The organism is Halobacillus halophilus, assembly GCF_020171985.1.
GTDB classification, from domain to species: Bacteria; Bacillota; Bacilli; order Bacillales; family Halobacillaceae; genus Halobacillus; species Halobacillus halophilus_A.
Window position 1 is genome coordinate 40,091 of record NZ_JAIVAL010000008.1, and the last position, 24,823, is coordinate 64,913.

General features: G+C 38.4%; 16 protein-coding genes. 4 read left to right on the forward strand and 12 right to left on the reverse strand.

Features of this window, described 5'->3' with window-relative positions:
* Positions 1 to 67: 67 nt before the first annotated feature.
* The 7 genes from LCM11_RS13530 to drmA form a co-directional block, all read right to left on the reverse strand.
* The gene (locus LCM11_RS13530) at positions 68 to 475 is read right to left on the reverse strand and encodes a hypothetical protein (RefSeq protein WP_224894823.1); all 408 of its coding nucleotides are present in this window, start codon (positions 473 to 475) and stop codon (positions 68 to 70) included.
* Between the two features lie 21 nt (positions 476 to 496).
* Positions 497 to 649: a restriction endonuclease gene (locus tag LCM11_RS20565; protein ID WP_412098150.1), complete on the reverse strand. Its 153-nt coding sequence runs from the start codon at positions 647 to 649 to the stop codon at positions 497 to 499.
* A 646-nt stretch (positions 650 to 1,295) separates the two neighbouring features.
* Complete coding sequence (locus LCM11_RS13540) at positions 1,296 to 1,952, reverse strand: hypothetical protein (RefSeq protein WP_224894824.1); 657 nt, start codon at positions 1,950 to 1,952, stop codon at positions 1,296 to 1,298.
* Positions 1,953 to 1,974: 22 nt separating this feature from the next.
* The gene (locus LCM11_RS13545) at positions 1,975 to 3,402 is read right to left on the reverse strand and encodes a DNA cytosine methyltransferase (protein WP_224894825.1); all 1,428 of its coding nucleotides are present in this window, start codon (positions 3,400 to 3,402) and stop codon (positions 1,975 to 1,977) included.
* Positions 3,403 to 3,441: 39 nt separating this feature from the next.
* Positions 3,442 to 4,215, reverse strand: a complete 774-nt coding sequence (locus LCM11_RS13550; RefSeq protein ID WP_224894826.1) for a phospholipase D-like domain-containing protein — start codon at positions 4,213 to 4,215, stop codon at positions 3,442 to 3,444.
* Positions 4,208 to 5,992, reverse strand: coding sequence for a DUF1998 domain-containing protein (drmB, locus tag LCM11_RS13555; protein ID WP_224894827.1), 1,785 nt, complete (start codon positions 5,990 to 5,992; stop codon positions 4,208 to 4,210). The genes LCM11_RS13550 and drmB overlap by 8 nt, the downstream gene beginning before the upstream one ends.
* 3 nt (positions 5,993 to 5,995) lie before the next feature.
* Positions 5,996 to 9,334 (reverse strand): DISARM system helicase DrmA, encoded by a 3,339-nt coding sequence (gene drmA, locus LCM11_RS13560; protein WP_224894828.1) that lies wholly within the window; start codon positions 9,332 to 9,334, stop codon positions 5,996 to 5,998.
* 130 nt (positions 9,335 to 9,464) lie between these two features.
* Between drmA and LCM11_RS13565 the strand changes: the two genes are divergently transcribed.
* Positions 9,465 to 11,279 (forward strand): UvrD-helicase domain-containing protein, encoded by a 1,815-nt coding sequence (locus tag LCM11_RS13565; RefSeq protein ID WP_224894829.1) that lies wholly within the window; start codon positions 9,465 to 9,467, stop codon positions 11,277 to 11,279.
* A gap of 13 nt (positions 11,280 to 11,292) precedes the next feature.
* Entirely contained in the window at positions 11,293 to 12,741 is a 1,449-nt protein-coding gene (locus tag LCM11_RS13570; RefSeq protein ID WP_224894830.1) for a 3'-5' exonuclease, read from the forward strand.
* Positions 12,742 to 13,365: 624 nt separating this feature from the next.
* Here the strand turns inward: LCM11_RS13570 and LCM11_RS13575 are convergent.
* On the reverse strand, positions 13,366 to 15,228 hold the full coding sequence (locus LCM11_RS13575; RefSeq protein WP_224894831.1) for an ATP-binding protein: 1,863 nt from the start codon (positions 15,226 to 15,228) through the stop codon (positions 13,366 to 13,368).
* 611 nt (positions 15,229 to 15,839) lie between these two features.
* Between LCM11_RS13575 and LCM11_RS13580 the strand changes: the two genes are divergently transcribed.
* Both LCM11_RS13580 and LCM11_RS13585 read left to right on the forward strand, forming a co-directional pair.
* Positions 15,840 to 16,838 (forward strand): tRNA dihydrouridine synthase, encoded by a 999-nt coding sequence (locus LCM11_RS13580; protein ID WP_224894832.1) that lies wholly within the window; start codon positions 15,840 to 15,842, stop codon positions 16,836 to 16,838.
* A gap of 168 nt (positions 16,839 to 17,006) precedes the next feature.
* Entirely contained in the window at positions 17,007 to 17,735 is a 729-nt protein-coding gene (locus tag LCM11_RS13585) for a M48 family metallopeptidase (RefSeq protein ID WP_224894833.1), read from the forward strand.
* A gap of 42 nt (positions 17,736 to 17,777) precedes the next feature.
* On the opposite strand, the gene LCM11_RS13590 is transcribed toward LCM11_RS13585, so the two are convergent.
* The 4 genes from LCM11_RS13590 to LCM11_RS13605 form a co-directional block, all read right to left on the reverse strand.
* The gene (locus tag LCM11_RS13590; RefSeq protein ID WP_224894834.1) at positions 17,778 to 18,857 is read right to left on the reverse strand and encodes an endonuclease NucS domain-containing protein; all 1,080 of its coding nucleotides are present in this window, start codon (positions 18,855 to 18,857) and stop codon (positions 17,778 to 17,780) included.
* Between the two features lie 78 nt (positions 18,858 to 18,935).
* Positions 18,936 to 21,884 (reverse strand): type I restriction endonuclease subunit R, encoded by a 2,949-nt coding sequence (locus LCM11_RS13595; protein ID WP_224894835.1) that lies wholly within the window; start codon positions 21,882 to 21,884, stop codon positions 18,936 to 18,938.
* Positions 21,881 to 23,179: a restriction endonuclease subunit S gene (locus tag LCM11_RS13600; RefSeq protein WP_224894836.1), complete on the reverse strand. Its 1,299-nt coding sequence runs from the start codon at positions 23,177 to 23,179 to the stop codon at positions 21,881 to 21,883. The genes LCM11_RS13595 and LCM11_RS13600 overlap by 4 nt, the downstream gene beginning before the upstream one ends.
* On the reverse strand, positions 23,172 to 24,656 hold the full coding sequence (locus tag LCM11_RS13605) for a type I restriction-modification system subunit M (RefSeq protein ID WP_224894837.1): 1,485 nt from the start codon (positions 24,654 to 24,656) through the stop codon (positions 23,172 to 23,174). The genes LCM11_RS13600 and LCM11_RS13605 overlap by 8 nt, the downstream gene beginning before the upstream one ends.
* Positions 24,657 to 24,823 lie beyond the last annotated feature (167 nt).

Below are 24,823 nucleotides of genomic sequence, written 5' to 3' on the forward strand. Positions count from 1 at the left end.
AAATCAACTTCCTTTTAGAAATAGTTAATTGCTCAATAAATCTACACTTACTTAAGATGAATTAATCTTATCTAAGATAGCCGTTTTTTAAATTATCTATAAATGGTGTATAAAATTCCTTAGCATGCCGATGAAAATCTTTTTTATAGTGAGTAGCCCTAAAAGATGAGGTATTAGTGTTATAAATTTTCCAACTAACTCGATCAGAACTTTCAGGGAAAAACTGATTAATTAAAGGAAAATTACCGGGTTTTAATAATCTATCTTCTAAACGAACTTCATCCCAATAATTTATAACTATATTCGCGCTGGATTCTAACTCTCTATAAGTGTTAATTAATCCAGACATAAGAGCAGTTGTACAAACCATTAGATAACCGGTTGCTCCAATCCTTCTACAATCTGTTGTTAAAGAATTAACCTCGTCTTTGCCTAAAGGTTTCCCGGAATGTGATTTATGTTTGCATTGAACCAACCATTTCCTCTCAAATTTACTTTATGGCACTTGCACTTTCTCAACTATCAGGTCATGTCCTCCATCTGGACCTTTACCAGTCCAATGAGTTTCATAACCCTCACGAACAAAAATTTCTCTTATTAATCTTTCTAAATCTGTACCCTCTATTGATAGTTCTTTGAGATTTATTATATTGTCCCCCCTCTATACCCGAAACTATCTACTAAATTGAACTATTCACCCAACAATATTTACTAAATTATAACATTAAAAAGGTACCTGGACCCACTTCGCTATAGTGATAACAGATTAAGATTATATTTTTTTGAACAAAAAAGATGGAGAGCATTTGCTCGCCATCTCTTTATAGAATGGGGGAATGTATCACATCATGCCGCCCATAGAATCATCTCAATGAATAGAGGAAAATAAGGAACAATTTAATCGCCATTGTTCAATTTCTTTAAGCCCAAGATCTATTCCATATTTATTCGTTAATCATGCTAAATGAAAAAATATGGTTAAAGTATGTCATTAATCTTCATAGAAAAATTTTCCTATAAATAGAAGGATTCATATGCGCAGAGGAATAATTGGGCGTTACTAATGAAAAATCATTCCAAGTTCAGAACTTTACTATTAAGGTGGCATAATATCAATACGTTTCTAATTCTTGATTAAAAAAGAGAAACCCCCTCACGCTAGCAAATACTAGCGTGAGGGGTTTCTCTTTTTAATGTGTGTATTCAAACCACTGATTCCAAAACCAAAGAAAATTAATAGCTCTATAGCTGCCATTAGCAAGTATAATATTGAGAACCACGGCGAATCAGAGATTTTATATATTTTTTAGATTATTATTAAAATAGTCACAGTGAGAGCGGAGCATACACTCTTCACACCTTGGTTGGTACCTGCAGATTTCTCTTGTGAAATCTAACAGCGCATAGTTGTATTCTCGATGAGAGTTAAAAGGAGTAACTTCTTCGGTGAATTGTTTAAAGGATTTACTTCTACGAGTATTATCATTTGTTTCTATACCGAAATACCTACTATAAAACCGAACAATATTATTATCTATAATAGTATCGTAGATGTTCGCATGCAGTGATCTTATAGCACTAGCAACATACTGTCCCACTCCAGTTAATTCTAATAACTCTCCTCTATCTGTAGGAACTGCATTGTCTATTGCAACAATTTCTCTTGCAACTTCATACAGACGTTCCTGTCTGTATTGTAAGCCTAATGATTTAAATATCGTCTTGTCACCAGAGTGTAAGAATTCCAGTGGAGAAGAATATTTTTTTGTAAAATAGATATAACTTTCTTTCACTTGGTCTGCGTTGGTTCTTTGAAGCATTATTTCCGCTACTAAAGCATGCCATAAATTTCCAGTATATCTCCAGGGATAATCTTTAAAATTTTCTTCTCCCCAAACTAATAAGTTTACTTGCAAAGAATGAACTTTTCGATCAAATGAAAAACCATTCATGCAGACTCCCCTTTAAAACCATTTAAATAGCTTCTATTTGAGAAAAAGACACATACTTCTTCAGAATAGATTGGCCTATGGCCTGAGCTAATTTCGGAGGTACAGCATTTCCTATTTGCTTATATTGCGCATTTCTCCCCCCGAAAAACGTAAAATTCTCAGGGAAAGATTGTAATAATTGAGCTTCATATGGCGTGAATGTCCTGGGTTGCTCAGGGTGTATAAACTTCAAACCATCCTTTTCCATATGAGCTAAGATTGTGTTTGAAGGTCTATCCCAACTATGCTTAACATACGTGTCTTTATGCTTTTCTTTGGAATAAGGATATAACTCTGAGAGGAGATCATTATAATCGTCATGTTTTTCATTCATAAATCTGGCTGAGTTACTACCCTGTTTAGTCATTACAAATATAATGATATCTCGAAGGTTATGAGCTCTTGATTGATGGGTGGTTGTCGCAGGTTCTTCTAATATTTGGTTTATTTCGAGATGTGATAGTAATTCATTATATTTCTTAATGAACATTAATAGTTTATCTCTAGTACTTTCAGAACTTCCACTTATTTCTGCGAATTTTTCTTTTAATTCTGAATGTAGTCGTTTTAATCGTACATGCATTATTGGTTCCTGCGCATTACTTGCAAGGGTTTCTATACAATTTAAAAACTTACCAAGTAAACTTTCATAATGGTTGTAAACAACTCCCATTTTCTTCAGATTATCTAGATTCCTTTTCGAAATGAAAGGAAGTCTTACAGGCAAGTCATAGATTGCGTCTCTCAAGGTTTGATAATCCTCTGGTTGTTGTGACTCTATAGGTACGGGATTTTCATGACCATATCTATTGGCTAAAATAATTATTCTTCTTCTGATTTGAGGTGTCCCATAATCTGCAGCATTTAATACTTGATAGCGATTTAAGCTGTCTTCCAATCCGACATTATAACCCATTGCTTCTAGTTCATCACAAATGAGTTCAATAACTTGGGACTGTTTAGTAGAAATACCCTCCGTCCTCTCAGATTTCTTTGAAAGCATTCCTTCTACATTTTCAAAAACCACATACCCAGGCTGTAGTCCTTCGACGATATCTAGAAAATGTTTATAGAGTGTATTTCTAGGATCATGCTTTAACTTCTCTCTCATTTCATTTGTTCCTGATCTAGCCGGGCCTGCAAGAGAAAAAGTCTGGCATGGTGGTCCTCCAATAACTATATCCACATCTTTACAACTCGTAAAAATTTCTTCTTTTACTTCGTAACTCGTGATATCTCCTTCAATGACTTTTTCTTCACCTAAATGTTGTCTTAGTGTTTCTGAAGCATCAGGATCTAGCTCAACTGCTTTGATTATTTCAAAGGTATAATCAGCATATTCTGCATTGAGGAAACCAGTGGAAAACCCTCCTCCTCCAGCAAATAAATCTAAAACTTTTAATGTACCCATGTTCGTCCTTCCTTATTACTACCTAATTTTATGTTAACTTTAAAATACTTTTACTACATGTCCGTTCCTTAATAAGGACTGATATTGCAGCCATATATCACGTATGGATGAGTGGCTTTCGATTACAACTCCAGTTTCCACATTTTTATGAAAACCATGCAATGAAAAGTTAGCAGAAGTAATTAATAATCTTAATTGATCTACCATTATAAGCTTAGCGTGTAAACTAGTGTAATCTGTTACTTCACTGTACCATTTATATACATTTAATTTATGTCTATCTATGCTCCAGTTATCAAAAATTTGGTTTATATTCTTTTCATTTCTATTAACAATTATGTTTATTCTGCAACCTCTATAAGCTGCATTTTCTATTTCTTTAAGTAAGTCTAGTACACTACTATCATAAAACGAAAAAGCGTAACCAACAATAAATATTTCATCTTTCGCATGCTGGAACATTACTTTTACTGTGTCATAAGTCTTGTTAGAGATATAACCTTCAACATCCGGTCCTGTCCAGACCGGATGTATAGAAGGTTGATATTTGATTTGGTACTCAGCACTTGCCTTTGAGGATTTCAGAAGTAGAAGCAATTCTTGCAAACTTATATCTTGGTTACTTGCTTCTTTAATCACTTCATGGAATAAATATTCTAATTGGAAAGGTAAATCTAACCTCCGGGAAAATAACATTAAATTTTTTTCTTCTGATGATTCAATTTCCTTTATAATTTTATTCAAATATGATTCAGAGTACTCGGATAAGACCACGTTTATGAAATGAGCTATGTTACCATAAACACTAGGCATTATAAAAGAATTCCCGTTGTTGGTTGAGTACTGTATTCACAAGAATCGTTCTGTCTAAATATCGGTTAGAATTTTCGCAGGAAGTTTCTGATTCTAATAAACAACTGTGACAGGCAGCGCCATTTACATCGATTAGTTTTTCTCCTCCATGTTCTGCACACTGAGGATCTCCTGAACAATAACCTGCACTAGCTAATGCTCTTGCAAGTAGTGACTCAAAGTTAATCGACTTCCCTAGCTCCACTAATCCTCCTAAACTTCCCTCGGAATCAACAGTAGATGTGTAAATAAGAATGCCTGCCATTCCCTCTTCTCGACTTGAATAAATCCTTTCTTTCAAAGCAGAAGAGGAGTAACCCGAGTGTAGTGTAATCTCCCTCATCAAGGCATGCGATAACGTATGTAACAATACATATCTCACCCCTGGAAATGGAGGTATCTCACTCATTTTTCTTCCTCTTTCTTGATGCATCTTATTATGTGCGTCTTTCATAGAAGCTTCATATGCTTCATTTTCTTTCTCCCATCGTTTTAACTCAGATTCTTTTATAGTAAAGAAAATCCCTTCTCCATAGGATTCAATACCCGGCAACCAGCCTGGCTTTTTCTCATTTGTGATTGGAGCTTCTTTGGGTTGATCACTTTCAGAATCTTCTTCATTAACAGAGAGTCTCGCTGTTACATCGGGTAAGGGCTGTATTCTTGTAAATCCTTTCAGGACCATTACTTCTTTAAGTCGTTTTACTCTAATTAAATTCTCTATTAAACCATCATACCTGGCAGGTACTTGCTCTTTTTCGACTTCAAACTCTTCCCCGTCATAGTTGTATTGTTCTCGTAAGAATGCCTGGTATTCAGGTGTTTTTAGATCTTCCTTATCCTCTTTACTATTCTTATTTCTAATTTTTTGTGCGATCCTCCACACTTCTTTTAATCCCAGTATATTCACATCGGGGATTCTAGAGTATATAGCTCTGAATAAAGACCAGTCTTCCAACGCCTCCTCATCATTTAAATTAACTTTATCTTCTACTAGAGATTCCATGTCACTATGACTATCAGATGGAATAACAATAGAACTTAACAAGGAAGAAAAGTATATATTAGAAGCCCCTCGCAATAACAATTGCTTTTGCTCATCGCAATCTTCCTGATCACGAAGCCATGGCCGGTCGCCAAAACATTTCCCTAGCAACTTAGGACTATCGAATGCTTCTTTTAGTGATCTTTCCTGCTTACACGTAGAACAATAAACCTTCAGGTCACTGATGGAACCTGTTTCACCTTCATCCTTCAAGTACAATTTACATTTCTTAATATCATACCCGTCTTTTTTATGAACAAAGTATAACCAAGGAAAGTCTTGAATATGCCCCTTCTTACAAGCTGTGATGAAACGGACAGGGTGAGTTTTTATCTTGTTACATGGGGTTTCTTGATCGGGGTTCTTACAGAAAAGAACCCCATCCTCTTCCACAAAATCTCTGCCATTATACTTTCCTAACCTTCTGCACTTTGGACATACATGATACTCTGGAAACTTATATGCTGGTAAAGTCCCCTCTTTTTCTTTGACAGGTATCGTTTTAATTTGTTGTATATTAAGCATTCTTGTTAATCTTGGTTCTTCAATAGTCCTGGCACCAGAAACATATTCTTTTGGCCATTTATTTATTCCTGCCATAATAATAGAGTAGTCTGGTAAATCAACAATAGCTCCTGGACCGAAGGTAGTAATAAACTGGCTAGGGCGAACTTCTCCTACATAATTACTCATTTATTAGTCCCTCCCTATATAAATTCTCGCGGTTGGTTCCACATCACGCATTGAATTTGGTGTTTTAAATGTCCCTTTCGGCTTATCGCCTATAGGATATAGAAGATTACTTGTATTCTTTTGATTGGAATTAGAATAATTTAGTTTACTTTGTTGAGCTGCAACATTCCACTCTTCAATTAATTTATTTGAATGCTCTTCTATTTCATTGACTGACAAGTTCATTTCTGTAGCCCTCTTGATAAAGAACTCAATAATTTTTTTTGAATAATTCGTTACTTTCTCAATTTCATTTGCACTACTATTCGATGTTAAGTCATCATGACCCAACCTTAGCATCGAAACCATAACACCACCTAACCCTCTATCCCTTGCTCTAGAAGCAAATGGAGTTACACTTATAGGTTCTACGTACCTGTACAAAGCGGAGTGATAGGCGTAAAACTCTTCATAGTGAGAGATATCTCGTGGGCGTGCCCAATTATACGTAGTAAATATTAACCCGGGATGTTTACGCCCTACTCTAGAAGTGGACTGTATGTACTCTGCAGTAGTCTTGGGTTGTCCGTTTACCACCATTAATCCTAGTCTAGATACGTCCACACCTACAGAAATCATATTACTTGCCAGCAGAACATCTACTGGAGTAATATCACCCGTTTGATAATACTTGGTTTCTAATCTAGATAACAAAGAGGGGATTTTGCCCGAATCAATCCTACTAGTTAGCTCTGCTACCTCTCTATCTAACTCTCTCTTCTTAAATCGATATGACCGATTCTTGTCATTTAGTTTTTCTAGCGTCTTCATTCTTGCCGGAACATCATCCTCAATTAGGCGTACAGCCCCTCCAAGCTCTCGCAAACTGTTAAAGTAACCAACTAATGTATGGTAAGGATCCAGAGCATCTCTGTCGAATTCTTCTTCCATTGCTGTAACACTGGATAGCAAATTAGAATATGCTCTTAATAAAGACGTCTTCATACTTCGACCTGGCGCAAATAATCCTACATACATCCTACCGGGAGTCTCATCCAATGGTTGTTGTTGAGCAAAGAAAGAATCAACATGGGATATACCAGGGCTTGGGAAAATGCTAGCTTTCTTTGTGTAAAGTCCTTCGATTTGTTGATCTGCATTTTTAATCGTTGCAGTGGATGCTACGACCTTTGGCCCTACCTGCTTACCGTTATATTCTACTGTCGATAAGTAATCTATTGCTGTTTCGTATAATCCCACCATTGTACCCAGGGGGCCAGAGATTAAATGGAGCTCGTCCTGAATTATTAAATTAGGAGGATGTATAGAAGTACCATTTACTATACTAGTAGACCCGGATACATTCTTTGCATTGGAGACTTCTTTTTTCGTTTCTCCATTAGAAACGAACCCCCAATTTTGTACTTCACCTTTTACTTTACCAAACATGTTTTGGATCTCAGGTTGCCAGGGCATTCTGGCAAATTTGTCTACAGTCCCGATAACAACATCGGGTAATAGCCTATATATTTCTTCATCTGTTACAAGGACAGGTAACCCTTCTTTATTCACCGAATTCTTTCTATGAAAAGCGCACCCACTATTTGGACAAGTGATATTAATTCTTCTTTGTTTGGTGAAATGCCAGTATGTTGCAAGAAAAACTTTTGGTTTTTTTTCATCTACTAACTTATGTCCGCACCAGGGACAGGAAACAAGTTGTACTGGAGTTCCCGCCTCATTTCTCCCCCCTCCAGATCTTCCATTAATTTCATCCTTTTTAGAAGAAATAATGTCAGCAGCTTCATCATAGTCGTTTGGGACACTACTTTTCCCAACCCATAATCCAATCCTAAATCGCGTTTGCCCCCATATTTCAGGATCTTTCTTTCGAATTTCCTCACAGGCACATATCATTGCTGTAGAACGTTGGAATTGTTGTATAGTGAGAAGGCGCAAAGTATAACGCATAATAACCGAAACACCTACATCGGTTCTGTACCCTTCTATCTTTCTTCTTCTCCTTAACCCTAAAGTAAAGGCCGCTAGACCAAGATACGCTTCTGTCTTCCCACCACCGGTTGGAAAGAATAAAAGGTCAGCGATTTTCCTATCTTCTGAGTCAGGGTGCACTACTCCTTTTATATTCTGTAATACATAAGCAATCTGGAAAGGACGCCATTTTGGCTCATCGTAGTCTGGTGTATCATTGTTTTCTGCTGCAATAGAATGAGCTCTTTGCTTTGTCATGACTAAATTGGCAAACTGAAATGATTTAAATGCTTCCTCATCGTCCTTTAAACATTGTAAACCATCCCTCATCCGTTGGAGAGATTTCTCACAATTATCCATATGCTCTTTAGCTGTATCCTGTCTATCCTCCAAAGTTGGTATTTCTTCTCTCCTATCTTCTATCCATTGCTGATATTCATTCAATAATGGAGAGAGAGCGTTGTCAACTTTTTCAGCCGAAGACATGTTCGCAAGCTCATACATACCAAGTGTCCCTTTACCACCCCAATCTGGAGGGATAACCATAGGCACTTCATGTGCAGGGATAACTTCAGTTGCTAACTTCCCTGCTTTTCTTTTTTTATCTATTCTATCCCAATATACAGCGATATTATGGCCAACAGCAAAGACATCTTCATTCCTGTAGAGTAGCTCATTGGATTTCATATCTTTTGTTTCAAACGCAGGTGTCCGACCGTTGGATTTAGAAAATGCACTTCTAACCATAAAAGAACTGTTATTTTGACTTTCAACAGTAATTTTAGGTTGAAAAGCTGTTTTATGATCAACATTTTTTTCGTCTACACCTTGAACATATCTATTTACCAAGAATAAGCTAACTGCAAAACAATTGTGATAATTGCGGACAATCCACTCAAGGCGAAGGTTCTGGTTCATCTCATTGTTATCATTTTCATTTTTTATGAATTGCTTCTGTTTTTCCCCTATCTTTTCCTCAAGATTTATTTCTACTCTCAATGAGTGTGGCAGTCTTTTCCAAATTTTATCATCGTCCATGTTCTCATACATTCCAAGAGATACATTTACACTTATCTTAGGATTCTCTTTATCTACTAAGAAGGACATTCCTATTGCGGAAGGATTCATAGCATTCGCTAATGGGGCGACTGATTCAATATCTTCACGTTTAGAATCCTTATCCTGTTGATTATCTTGTTCATCTTCTGTCATCGCTAACTCAGATCTCATTGGCCACAAGACTCCTGCAAGATACTTTTGAATAGGAGCGACAGATAGTACTTCTTCTTTATGTACTGGCCCCACTAACTCTTTTCGCATCCGATCTATCAGCTCATGGCGTACTTTTCTTTTTTGATTCTTCTTAGACAAGAAAATATCCCCCTTTACAACATATATATTAATAATATCAAATTACAAATTCATCCATAATATTAAAAAATAATTCCACATATGATAAACTAATGGTATAGTCCAATTGTAACAGAAGGGACCATTTGTTATGAATAAAATATTAGATAAATTAAATGACCAGCAACTTCGCGCAGTGAAAGACACCTCACAGTTTATTCAGATTAATGCTGGACCAGGGACTGGAAAGACTACGACACTAGGTGCAAAAATGCTTTATACACAGGTTGAATTAGAAGTCCCAGTTTCCAATATGGTCGGAATTTCTTTCTCCCGCTCTGCTAAATCCCATCTTTTAAATAAATTAGAGGAGTTTACCGATCAATTAGGATACGGAGGTAAGCCACCGATCTTAACTTTCCATAGTCTGGCTTTTCGGATAATTAAGAAAGCCATCGAATTAGGAGACTCCAAGTTTAAAGAATATATAGAGCACGTAGATACTCATGATTTAATATCTTATCAACCTAACTTAATGAAAGACCTTTGTAAGGAATACAAAGATGGGGAATCTAAAAAACATGCACTTTGCGAAGCTTTTAATAAAGCAAGACAAGGTAACTTATTAGATGGGCCCTCGTTATCTTGGAAAGAAGTAAAAGAAGATGAAATCTACCATGTCCCAACTTACGTATTTGGTAGGCTTTTAGTTAATGGACAAGATTTGAAAGAATTCTGGAAGCGTGTAGATAAGATTGAAAGAAAATTTCGTGTAACAGATTATAATGGTATGATTACCGAAGCTATAAACATCCTAAAAAACAAAGGAAAAACGTATGAATATTTCACTAATCTGTATGATTACATTTTTGTAGATGAATACCAAGATACTTCTTTAGCTCAGGAGATGTTATTATTTGCTCTTATTTCTAACAAACAACATGTAACAGTGGTTGGTGATAAAAATCAAACCATTTATAGTTTTAACGGCTCTAACAGCTACAATTTAGATCGTTTTTTTCAGCAGGCTACAAGCCTTTATAACACCGAACCTACTAAAATTATTTTAAACCGAAACTACCGTTCTCCCCAACAAATCTTGGATGTTACAAACTCTTTAGTTCACGAAGAACATTACGTTTATTCGGAAACTAGAACATTACAACAACCAGTAGTGGTAGAAACACACAACTACCAACTAGCTTCGCATTATATTTCAACAGAAATTGAAAAACTTATTAATCAGGAAAAAGTCACTCCATCAAACATATGTATTCTTTATCGCAAAAACTCTGAACATTCCCCGCAGGCCGATACGGTTAAAGAACATCTGAATCAACTGGAGATAGAATACACAGAAGAGGTAAGTAACAGAAAGACAGAGAAGTCTTTAAGCCAAAAAGTCTTAAGCCTCCAGGAACAAAACCAGGGAGAAGATTTAGAAGATATCATTGAAACGATAGAAGATGAGAGAACAAAACAATTTGTTAAAGAATGTATGAGCGATGGAGCCACTGACTCTGAAGATCTATTAGAGTATCTGGTAGAACTGGAAGAAATAGAAGAAAGTTTCACCCCAACTCAGAAGGAAGCCGTCCATATTAGAACGGTTCATAGCGCCAAAGGATTGGAGTTTCCTTATGTGTTCATTATTTATCTCGGTGATAAAGAATTTCCTCATAGTTCCAAGCCAGATATTGAAGAAGAAAGAAGACTATTATATGTCGGTTTAAGTCGCGCGCAAAAACAACTTTATATTATAGGAAAAAAAGGACTGCACTTTGAGAGTTTTCTCGACCACTGCCTTCTTACTGATGTGAAACATATTCCTTATCATACATTTATGGAAGAAAAATTCTCCTCTGGGTTCTCGAATAAGGATAAAAAAGCTATTGATCGGACAGGTAATAAACAAACTTCAATAATTGACGAAATGGAAGACCTGCAAGGTCTCTTTAATGATTAGGAGGATGACCGAATTGCAACAGCTACAAGTAAAGCTTACTGAAGACCAGGATCAATGTGTAACATTTAAACCCAAAGGGGATTTACTTGTTCAAGGCATTCCTGGGAGTGGGAAGTCTACTATCCTTCTTGCGAGAGCTCAATATCTGATGAAAAAATACCCTAATGATAAAGTTCTATTTCTGACCTTTAACAGAACCCTTACGAATTATATAAAGCAACTAGCTGACAAAATAGGACTTAGTAACGTAGAAGCGAAAACTTTTCATCAGTGGGCAAAGGAATTGTTAGAAACCACTGCCTATCCCAACACCAAGCTTAAGTTAGGTAAAGATCGTGATGCAATCATTCGCTATGCGAAAAATATTGTAAATAAACATAACGAGAGTGCTTCTTTTCCTAAAATCGAAGAGGGAAAGAAAAATGACCAACAGCTAATAAAATTCCTTGGGGACGAAATAGAATGGATAAAAGGCAACGGCATCAATACACGAAATGATTACCTTAATATAAAGCGCTCCGGACGTGGTAAGGATGTTCGTGTAACTAAAGATCACAGAGAAACAATCTATGATATATTGGAAAAATATAACGAACTCTTAAATAAAGACCGTAGACATCGTGGAATCGACAGTGAAGATTTATCACAATTCTTAATTGAACGGTCAAATGAAGTTTCAAAAAAATTATTATCCGACCACGTCCTGGTAGATGAAGCTCAGGATTTTCACACTCTTCAATTAAAAGCTATTAGTACATTTGCTAAGAAGAGTTTAACCATAGGTGCCGACAAAGGACAACAAATTTACCGTAGAAGTTTCACTTGGAAAAGTGCCGGAATAGAAATAAAGGGTGGAAGAAGTAAGTATTTAAAAAAAACATTTCGTTCTACTCGCCAAATTGTTACCCTGGCGAACGATTTCCAAGAAAAAGACCTTCTTATTACAAGTGACGCAGATTATCAAAAACCAGCTGTTCCAGATATTGAAGGAAAAGTACCAGAGTTAGTTTATTGCGACAAGAAAGCAGATGAAGAAAAAGCGGTACTTAAACAAGTTCAGAAAATAAGAGGATCTTATCCGGAAGATACTATTGGAGTAATTGCCACTAGCCATAAGCGATTAGATGAATATAAAAAATTGTTAGAAGAATATGGGGTCCCCGTTTATAAAATAAAAGACGAAGATGCTGACATCGTATCCCCTGGTGTTAAGCTCATCACTTACCATTCTTCCAAAGGTCTCGAATTTGATCACGTGCTGGTAACTGAATTAAAACAAGGGAAAATTCCATATAAAAAACCAACCCCAGGCGATGACGAAGAAGAATTTATGTCGAGAGAACGAAAGAAATTGTATGTTGCTATGACCAGAGCTAAGAAAACGTTGTGTTTGATATCATCAAGAACGTATTCTTCTTTTGTTAAAGATTTTAATGAAAAATATTACGAAGTCATTACTTAAACAAAAGGACCGTTGAAACAGTAACGGTCCTTTGCAGTTTGTTAAGAAACATAACTTCACTAGTATTTAAGCCTATTTTTAACCATTTAATTCTTATGTAAATGGGGTTGTGGCATTTGAAAAGAGGGATTCTTACCCTCTTTCTTTCAATAGGAGAACCATTTTCTTTAAATTTTGTGCTGTGGCGGTTATGGAAGCTTGTTCATGGACGCACTTCTGCCCTCGGTCCCTGGCGTAGCGAAAACCATGGAATTCTTTGGAATATGGCGAAGCTCCGCTCAAGCGTAGAGCTTCGCAACTTATATATGCGCTTAGCGTTTTCGGTTCGCTTTTTGGCTTGGAGCTTTTCCTTCTCTCCTTTCCAAATATGCCGGGTTATGGTTCGATGTTTCGCATTGGCTGAATAGCAACCCTACCGCAAGGGGCAACCAGGGCAGTCCTACAGACGGCTTTTTAATGGCGATATCCTTCACGGTGCCATTGTGGTATAAGAAAGTTTGCAGCCCATCGGATATACATAACTATCTATGGATTCGATGATCAAAACTAATGATAGAAAAAAAGCTATTGAGGAAGGATTTTCACCAGCCTAGAAAAGTCACCTGAGAAGGTGACTTTTTGATTCTAACTCTTAGCCTCTTTTACTTCTTCTATAGCATCTATGAATTGTTTATGATAACTTTTGGCTTGGTCAATCATATCGGTATAAGATCTAATGATTAAATCGCCTGTGCTATTTAAAGAGTTATATATTTTTTCAGTTGTAGGATCCATTTTTAAGTTATCTGAAACTAAGAACGTTCTAACATTGCTCAGTTCAGTTCGGTGTTCTTCAATAAATCTCGAATAATCTAGAGCTTGGTATAATTCCTCAGGTGTAATCTTGATATTAGGTCTCTTAAGTTCAATGATATGGACTAGACCATTTGCATTTGAACAAAGAAAATCAATTCTTCGGTTTGATTCATCTAATTTCTCATCAGGATACCTCTCTTTTAACAATCTACTAAATGTAACTTCTCGGTCGAACGTGGACATTCTCGGGTCAAGAATCCACGGGAACTTCTCTAAGAAAGGTTGAATATATTTAGTTTCACTAGCATTTTCATTAATAAATTTTTCAAATCTATTTATAGTTTCAATTCTACCCAACGCAATTTTAGACATTTCATGGATTTCAATAGATTCCCAATCATCACTTATTTTTTCCATGTTTTCTAGTGTCACCTCAGTATCGTTCATTTCGAAAACGTAATTTTTAAAGTACTCAAATTTAAATTGTTTTTTTAATGATTCCATTACTGCGCCAACCTTGGCAGCATCAGCATCCGTTTCTATACTATTGGCTAATTGACGCTGAAACGTCTGGAGTATCTTTTTGTCAGGGGGGGTTATGCCATCATAAAAGTCCTGAGGAATGGTCTCTTCAATTGCCTCTTCTCTTTTTTTTCTTCTTCTTGTTTTCCACTCGTTCCCTATCTTATTCACTAACTTATTTAAGTGGTATTTAAGATTTTGAAGTTCATCACTTTGATTCCACAATAAAGATTTTCTATCAGTCGCTACAAAATCTTTTTCCAAATCGTCATCGATAAAATTTACAGAAAAATGACCGGTGACATAGGTATGGAAGTTGTCGTTAGACCTATCACTAAAGAATGTATTTTCTTGTACCAACTTGTTCCTGGAGTAAACAATAAATCCTGAATGCTTTTTTTGTAATGGGGTCCGTTGTGTTAGTACTTTTCCGCTAATATTATTGTCATTTAACCATTTTATCGACGCATTTTCATTAATTTGATCTTGGAAGTCCTTAGGAAAGTTCCATTCAAATTCTTTATCAATCCTATTATAGTAGAGTTCGTTTGTTACAATTAATTCTTTATTAGTTTGTTTATTAATAATTTTAGTTACAAAATCACTGTCAAAAAATTTAAACCTAGAGGATAAATTTTCAGAGAGTGTATCCATTTTAGTTATATTATTAATAGTAATGTTGGTAATAATTATCTTTGTACCATCTCTTTCATTTGTATGTAAATTTTTGTGAATAAGATTAGGATGATAAATCTCTTCTCCATGATTATTTTTAATATCTGGGTAGTTCATTGTAAACTCGTTTTTTAGGTTATCTTTTACTGAAGAGATTGTGATTTCCTCAGCGATTCCAAATACAGCAAGTTTACCTAATCCCTTTTTACCCGTTACTTTCCTGCCACCTGGCGAATAACCATCATTATCTTGAGATCTACGATTTCTGCCTATCACTAGAAAGTTATCGTTTAATTCGGCTAAAGTCATTCCATGCCCATCATCTTCTACAACAACTTCTTTGTCCTCATAGTTTATAGTAATTGTAACTTCCGTAGCATCTGCGTCATACGAGTTAGAGATTAATTCAGCAATTACAGGGGGGAAATAGTTGTATAATTTGACACCTAAATGATCAATTGTTTTTAATTGGAATCTCATTGAAAGATCTTCCATCTGGAACTCTCCTTTGTATAATAGAATAAACGCTTAATATAGTATAATATAGTTCAAGAAAATATTACCAGGTATGCTGGCCAACCAGAGGACACAGATTGAGAGCAAGAGCTCTTGATTTGCGTCCTCTTTCATTTGTTAAGGAGGAACTTATGAAAGAAGGGACATATATCCTTAAGTGGATTAGCCATAATAGAAGAAATAAACGTTTAGGTGCTATCCCCTGTCGGAGAAATTGAATATTTAAAGTGGTTAATGGAAGGAGTGCGCTTTACAGATTTACAAAAAACAGCTTGAGAATTCACTACGTGACTATATTAGGATGATTAACGAGATAAAGAGGCTTGTCAGAAGGCGCCGGAACTAACCTAGATGCTCAATATGGGATTTAATTGACTCTTCCTAAACCGCAGGGAGGATCCAGTCGCTCAGGAAGTCGTTCGTCGCGATACGTCAAACGAAATGACTCGTTCCCTTGCACTTTTCGTTTGATACCATTAAAGTATATAATGGTTGGAATCCAACCTTATTGGTAATGGATAAGATATAAGTATTTTCACTTTTTAATTTTGGGAACATCGTTTCCCTTAAGGAAAGGGTTCAGATATATTATGAAAGATAATTTTTGGCATGAGTTGCCGAAGCCTTTTTTTGTTCTGGCACCGATGGAAGCTGTGACGGATGTCGTTTTTCGTCATGTAGTGAGTGAAGCAGCGAGACCGGACGTGTTTTTTACAGAGTTTACGAATACGGATAGCTACTGCCATCCGAAAGGACAAGACAGCGTACGGGGGCGTCTAACGTTCACGGAAGATGAACAGCCGATTGTCGCCCATATTTGGGGAGACAATCCCGAACACTTCCGGGAGATGAGTATTGGTCTAGCCGAAATGGGCTTTCGCGGCGTGGATATCAACATGGGTTGTCCTGTACAGAATGTTGCAGCCAAAGGTAAAGGATGCGGGCTGATCCGTCGTCCAGATGTTGCAGCGGAAATCATTCAGGCATCCAAAGCGGGTGGACTGCCCGTAAGTGTGAAGACCCGTCTCGGTTATACAGAGGTGGAGGAATGGCAAGCCTGGCTGAAGCGCCTCCTGGAACAGGATATTGCCAACCTTTCCATCCATCTCCGTACGAAAAAGGAAATGAGTAATTTCGATGCTCATTGGGAACTGATTCCAGAGATCAAGCAACTTCGTGACAAGGTTGCCCCTGACACGCTTCTGACGATCAACGGGGACATTCCTGACCGTCAGAAGGGACTTGAACTCGTGGAGAAATATGGCGTGGACGGCGTGATGATCGGCCGTGGGATCTTCCATAACCCGTTCGCTTTCGAAACAGAGAAGAAAGAGCATACCAGTGAAGAACTGCTCGATCTCCTGCGACTGCAACTTGATCTTCATGATAAGTACTCTAAAGAACTGGAGCCTCGGATGTTCAAACCGCTTCGTCGCTTCTTTAAGATTTACGTCCGCGGATTCAGTGGAGCGAGTGCCTTGCGTAATGAGCTGATGAGTACAAATTCTACTGATGAAGTACGTGCGCTGCTTGATGAGTTTACAGAGAGAGATGGCGTGCACGAAGAGGAAAGTTTTTCTGTTTCTTAAGTTGGTTTAAACTTAACCATTTCTAGATTTTCACTGGAGAGAAGAGCTGTTCGCGCTCTTCTCTTTTTTTATAAACAAAATTAGGTAAGCGGTGCAACCATAAAGCTGCTTCAAAGCCCTAATATGGTATTATTGATATGTGTTTAAGTAAGGAAGGGTGTATTAAGCATGCCTATAGTCAACTACGGAACTACTGATATCGAATACCTTATCTATAAACAAAATAGAAAAGATCTTAAACTTTCCATTGATCTAGTCAATGGAGTGGAAGTATATGTCCCAGAACACCTGACAGATGAAAAAACTACAGAGCTTATCAGAAAGAAGTCGCCATGGATTATGGCAAAGCTTAAAGATCTTAAGCAAGTAGATACCGAATATCAGAAAAAAGAATATGTGAGCGGAGAGAAGCTTCCTTATTTAGGTAGGCAGTACCGCTTGAAAGTTTATAGAGAAGCTGTAAGCCAGGTAGAATTCAGGTTTTTTCAGGGGAAATTTAAAGCAATAGTTCCTTCACACTGGGAGGAATCCGCTCTCCAAGAAACAATTGAGACAAAATTGATTAAATGGTATCGAAAGCATGGATATCAAAAAGTATTAGAAAGAGCCGCTTACTACCAGTCCCTCCTTGGAGTAGCTCCCCGTACACTCAATCTGAAAAGCCAACAAAAGCGCTGGGGAACGTGTACCCCTAAAGGAGATATTTACCTGAACTGGCGAATCGTAATGGCTCCCGTTCAAGTCATAGATTATGTCATTGTCCATGAATTGGTTCATTTAATTGTTCCTGAACACAACCAGGAGTTCTGGGAAACCGTTAAAGCCATACTTCCTGATTATGAAAAGCATAAAGAATGGCTGCGTGTACACGGATTAAGTCTCCATAGCGTGGGGTGAAGAAAAGGCATGGTGGCGGTAACGCCTCCATGCCTCTTTTACTTATGATTGAATACCAAAGAATTCTTCTACTTTATCGATCGTATACTGACTTCGGAGCTTGAATGCAGTATTCTGGTTTGCTTTCAATCCCTTCACCCAGAAAGCCTTTTCTATTGGAGCTGTTTTAATCCACTGCACCCCTACCAAATACTCGCACTTCTGATAATCATCGATATCATGCAGCATATTATTAGCTTTTAATGGAAGGTCAACCAACTTTATTGATTCATCTCCAATATCAACATACACTTCTTTTATCGGCTGAGCTTCACTCACGACCTTCCCTATCCCGATATACCCCTGGCTCGGGCTCATACAAAATATTCTAGCTCCGATGAATAACTGATTGAGCGTACGAGTGTACCACTCTCCATTACCAGCTGAAACGAATCCATATTTTACTGCATCCTCCCAGCTTCTGTAATTGCCGTCATCCGAAAAGTTGAAAACAAAATCCCTTTGATTCCATGACTCCCTCTTTTTATCCTTCATAGATTCATTAGACTTCTCTTCTACTACCGAGGGATCCACGAGCCAGCTTCTCGAGATGAATTCAGCCTCTCCTTCCTTAAAGTAGCGAAAGAAAACCGCGTTGATAGGAACATCGAAGTTGGAGGAAAGATATTGGATAATTCTTTCAGTTTCATTATCCAAACCAGCGCTTACAATCCACATTTGATGCGATGAATTGATTTCTTCTGTTAAAGGAAAGTTGAACACTTCCGCAAAATCTTCCTCTAACGGCTTGTAGTTTAAATCTTCATAGAGCTTTACGACATCACCATAGGAGAGATCTTGAATCCAGCTTGCATAATCAAGGACTTGTGCCACTACCTCTCGCGGGGTATGATGCTTCTTCAGCTCGATAATGACGAGTTCACCCTCTTTATTGATAGCTAAAAGGTCGATATACTTTCCAAAACCCGTGCTTACCTGACGACCAACCAGAAGTAAGTCCTCCGATAGAATAGAAAGATCATTTTCCAAAATTGTTTCAAGCTTCCGCTCTGATTCCATGGAGGTGTAGTCTACCTTTTTAATTCCCCCATCTACCCGCCATAGCCCAACTTCTACTGGCATATAAAATCCTTCCTTTCAATTAATGTTCTTGAGTATAAAAAAGACATGACCTCCTCACAGTGTCATGTCTTTGGTGAATTAGTACGAAATTTGCTTATAGTGGACTTCTGCCAAGCTCATAACCTGTCTTGCAACGTTTTCCACTTGTTTGCCAGGACAGTTACTCGCCCGCAGTTGTTTTTTTATTCTTTTACGCATTTCCCTTTTCACATCATCCTTCTCCGTCCAATCGATGACGGCATAACTACGAATAACGTCGGTGATGATGTGCGTCAGCTCTTTTACACTCTCTTCTCCATGATCGGAAAGCTCTTTCTCAAGCAATTGAAAGAAAGGATACTGCTTTGGTTCAAACCCATGCTCCTTGCTTTCCTCTGCTGTGTTGCGCATCTCTTCACGTATGTCCTTGTACTCTTCCAGCAGTTCATCAATTGACATCTGTCGTTCTCTCCGCTTATCAATCAATTCTTCTAAACGCTCTTTTAAAGATGTGTAATGGACAGGGTTTTCCTCCAGCTTAATGCGGATTTCATGCTTTATGGCATGTTCCATCTCGGCTGCCTTTGCCTCTGGACTCTTGATTTCCTCCAGCTTTTCGTCAAAGCGGTTGGAAAGGATGTCGATCGGCTCGAATAAAATATTCGGGCTCGAGGCATAGATGTGTTCTTCGATCAGTTTACGTACCTTCTCCCCACAGTCAGAGATGTCCATACCATCTTCAACATGATAGCGGGACTTGGCCAGTTTACGGATTTTCCCGAGCCATTGAAGATCGGAAAGATAGGGTTTCGCAATTGGATTCGGCATGACCATGTCCATGCTTTCAGAAAACTGTTTGAAAGCCGTGTCAAACTCGTTCCGGATATCCTCAGGTTCTAGGACGGCCAGGCATGCCTCAAGATTTTCCTTGTTCTTATAATCGAAAAAGCGCATCGCTTTGCGGTGACGGGACTGCAATCTCGGCAGTTCCGCTTCGACATTACTTAATGCCCCTTTAATATCTTCCTCATGGAAAATACCGAGCGCTTCCTCTAAGAAGCGAGAAACGCCGTAGTAATCAACAATCAATCCATACGTCTTCTTATCGTACGTACGGTTCGTACGGGCGATCGCCTGAAGAAGATTATGCTCCTTCAAAGGTTTGTCCAGGTACATGACCTGTTCAATCGGGGCGTCGAAGCCTGTAAGCAGCTTGTCGCAGACGATAAGGAAGCTTAGTCCATCTTCCTCCATCGGCTTTTTGAAACGCTGGATAACTTCTTTCTCTTCCTGTTTGGAAAGATGGTGTTCCTTCATCCCTTCATCATCGTTGTGACCACTTGAGATGATCACCTTCGATTCATGGTCGCTCAGCTCTTCCAACATCTTTTTGTATTGGACTGCCGCTTCACGGGAGACTGCCACAATCTGCGCTTTAAATCCGTTTGGATGGATGTGCTTTTCATAATGATCAACGATGTCCAGCGCGATGCTACGGATCCGTTTAGGTGAAGCGGTGATCGCTTCTTCTGTTGCGTATTTCTTCTTGATCCGGTCACGGTCATCTTCCGAGTACTCGCGGAAGAAACGGTCAAACAACTGGTCTATGGTCTGACCCTGAACGTGGAGATCGACCATACGCGATTCATAGAAAATTGGGACCGTCGCTCCGTCCTCGACTGACTGTTCAATCGTGTACTTGTCGATATAGTCACCGAACGTTCGACGAGTACTCTTGTCTTTCTTATCAATCGGTGTACCCGTGAATCCGATATACGTCGCATTCGGCATTGCCATCCGCATGTTAAGGGCCATTTCGCTATACTGGCTACGATGGCTTTCATCGACCATAACGATGACATTCTCTGAACGGGTAAGTTCAGGGAAACTATCTTCATCATCCGCTTCCTGGAATTTCTGGACAAGCGTCATAATCGTCGCACCAGGTCCCTGACTCAGGAGGTCACGAAGATTCGCCACTGATTCTGCCTGTTCGGGATTCGGGAACCCGCAACGTCTAAACGTATCAGTAATCTGACGGTCGAGATCCTGACGGTCAGTCACCACGACGATCGTCGGGTTTTCCATTTCCTTCAGCCGTCTCAGCTTTGTTGCAAGAAATATCATGGATAGGGATTTCCCAGACCCCTGTGTCGCCCAGACAACCCCCCCGCGTTCTTTCGGCTTCTCTCCGCAAAGTATACGCTTCACGGCACGATTAACGGCTCTGTATTGTTGGTAGCGTGCAAGCTTCTTAATAACCCGTCCTTCTTCTGGTTCATAGACGATGAAATTCTGAATGAGATCGAATAGCCGCTCCTTCTCAAGCGTCCCCGTTACTAGAATGTCTTGAGGGGAAGGATTCGGCCCGATGTCATGGGTCGTCTTCGGATAAGGATCCTTCCACTCACTATAATGCTGGAGTTTTGCTCCGATCGTCCCCACTTTGGCACGGTCGTTGCTGGTCGCGACCATGAACTGGTTATAGTGGAACAACGTCTCACTTTCCTTCTGGTAGCGTTTCAGTTGTTTAACTCCTTGGGACATTTGTTCGTCAGGGGCGAGTGTTGGACTCTTGCATTCAATGACAACGAGCGGAAGACCGTTGACGAACACCAGTACATCAGGACGGATGGTGCCTTGAGCACTAGTGATGGAGAACTGATCGACGACGAGGAATTCGTTATTGTCGACGTTCTCGAAATCAATTAATTCGACGGTCTGGCTCTTTCTGCCTTTCCCGACATCCTGTTGGACGGAAATGCGGTTGATCAGCTTGGAATAGAAGGACTCGTTAGCATCCATTAGACTTACCGCTTCCATATGGGTCAGGGAACGGACAACTTTGTTTAGATTGTTTTCATTGATCCAAGGGTTTAAACGTTCAACCGCTTCAGTTAACCGTTTCTTCAAGACGGCTTCGCTTTTGGCTTCACGTTCCTGTTCGAGCTGTGTTCCTGTGACGTGGGTGTAGCCTAAACTCTTCAAATGATCGATCACACGGTCTTCGACGAGTTTTTTCTCGTTCCAGTCACGGGTGATATTCATGCCTCAATCACCTCGTCTTCGTCTACAGGTACACGGACTTTCCCAGTGAGAAGTTGTTGCATTAATCCTTCTTTCAATTTTAATAATGATTCTACTTTTTTCTTTTCATTATCTGTTTTGAAATCCATACTTTTAAGAATTTTAACAATTTGGATTTGTTCATCAATAGAAGAAGGTATGGGCAAATACAATTTTTTGAAATCTTTAACATTTATATGTTTTATTGTAGATCCAACAAATATCCCTCTCAACCTTCTGTATCCTTCAAAAGAATTTAAGAAATATGATATATATTCGGGAATAACATTAGAACTTGAGAGAGAAGTAACTATTAACGCATGACAATTTGCTCCATCAAACTCGTCAGTTACTACGCAAGTCGTACCAATATGGCCAGATTGTACTGTTAACAAATCACCTTTTGAGAGAATAGATTTTTGGTTTTTATCATGAAATGATTTATCCACATGAACCAGCTTGTTTAAATCTAATTTATTCTTTCTTACATTATTACTCATTAAATACGGAATAGAATTTTCGTCGGTAGAATAATAAGGTGAAGCCGTTCCAACAAAACCATTTCGAATGCTGCCTGATATTTCGTTCATTTGAACTTCTTCCCAACCTTTAGGAATCATACCAAAGGAAGACTTTTTAAATTCAGAATAACCAATTCCTTTCGTGAAAAGCTGCTGCATCAACCCTTTGCTCACTTTCTCAGTCTGGGCGATGATTTGTTCGGTCTTCTCAATCGCTTCATCGACAGAGGAGAGGATTTCTGCGATTTTTTGTTGCTCTTTTCTAGGTGGGATAGGTAACATAATATCAAAAAACTCGTTTATTCCTATATTTAATAAGCCGTGAGCCCTCCCCCCCTCTTTTGCAATCATTCTTACCTCGTTATGCCACAAAGGACTATCAAATAAATACTTTAAAAATTCATTATCAATGCTTTCTGAACTATTTCGAAAGCAAATATATAAAGTTGAGACTATCCCTACAGGGTACTTTTCTAACCTTTTTATAGCACCATAAGGAAAACCGTTTGAATAGCTTTTATTATATGCAAAGTCTCCCTTTCTTAAATAGACATATTTAGATAAGTTTTTACTTGCTACTGATTTATTAAAGTAGTCTCTCTGATTTACTAGCCCATCTCTTGCTGAAATTGTTAATACGTTTTCTGAACGGTTCTCATTCTTCTCAGTAATTCTACATACTATTGAACGTAAGGGTGCAAAACTCCAGGTTGAAGGAATAAGACCAAAAGGAGTCTTTTTGGAAATTTCACTCATTATAACCCAACTCCTTTAAATACACTCTCATCTGACCTTCGATTTCACTTCGCTTATTTTCAAGATTATTTAATTCTCTTAAAGCAGCATTAACATCGACCTTTTCTTCTTCTTCCGTAGTGTCGATATACCTTGCAATATTTAAGTTAAATTCATTGCTTTCTAATTCAGAAAAACCTACTACTCTACAATACTTTTCGACATCTTCCCATGATTCATAGGCATCCAATATTTTTGAAATATCCTTTTTACCCAGAGTATTTTGGTTAGTCCCTTCCTGATAGTCTTTCGCCCCATCCAACATGAAGACCTTGCCTTTCATATTCTCGTCTTTATTGCGATTCAATATGAGGATAGCAGCTGGAATCCCAGTTCCATAGAAAAGGTTGGATGGTAACCCGATAATCGCCTCTACCAGATCCTCTTTCAGAAGTTCTTCGCGTATTTTCCCTTCTGATCCACCACGAAAGAGCACACCGTGTGGCATAACGACTCCCGCTTTTCCTTCATGATTCAAAGTTGAAACCATATGCTGGACAAACGCATAATCACCAGCGTTTTTCGGTGGAAGTCCGAAACGGAAGCGGCCGTATTCATCACTTTCTGCTTCTTCTCTTCCCCAGTTTTTGAGGGAGAAAGGAGGGTTGGCAATAACACGGTCATACAAAAGAAGTTCTTTGCCGTCCCCAGTTAGTTTAGGTTCACGGATGGTATCGCCTCGTTCTATTCGGTGATCACTCAACCCGTGTAACAGCAAATTCATCTTACAAATCGCCCAAGTATTCAAGTTCCGTTCCTGTCCGTGAAGAGAGATTTTACGCGGGTCTCCTCGATTCGCTTTAATATAATCAACAGATTGGATGAGCATACCTCCTGAACCGACTGTAGGATCACACACGCGCATGTTTTCTTCTGGTTTGATAAGCTTAACGATCAACTCTACGACTTTACTTGGTGTATAGAATTCGCCACCTTTTTTACCAGCGTCATCGGCAAACTGCTTAATGAGATACTCATAAGCTCGCCCCAGCATATCAGGCTCTGAAAGGTTAGTGTTTGATAGATCGATAGAAGAAAAATGCTGAATCAATTGAAGGAGAAGTTTATCAGGCAGCTTTTCCTTGTCATTAAAATCAATGCTCGCAAGGACTCCTTGTAATGAGGCATTCTCCTCTTCCAATGCTTCAAACGCTTTGTTGATCGTGTTACCGATGTCTTGCGTTTGCGTTTGGACATGAGCCCAACGCGCTCGTTCTGGAACAAAGAATTGGTGTTCATCACGGTCATACCAGCCGTAATCGTCCCCTTCTTCCTTCTCAATCGTTTTAGCGGTTTCAACAAAAACATCGTTCAGCCGTTTCAGGAATAATAATCCGAATATGTAATTCTTATAATCTGAAGAATCAATGCTTCCTCTTAATATATTTGCTGATTCCCATAAATGAGCTTCTAGTTGTGGCAGTGTCAATTTACTCATATCTTTGTGCCCCCATATTAATTGTCTTGTATCTCTTAATTGTATCAAAGAAACAACTTTTCAACCATCTCACCCCCTCACGTAGGTGTTGTGTGTGATTTTACAAAGAATAAGTCCCTTTTTTAATTTCCCAAAATTCTGAAACCAATAATCCCTAGCATACGTAT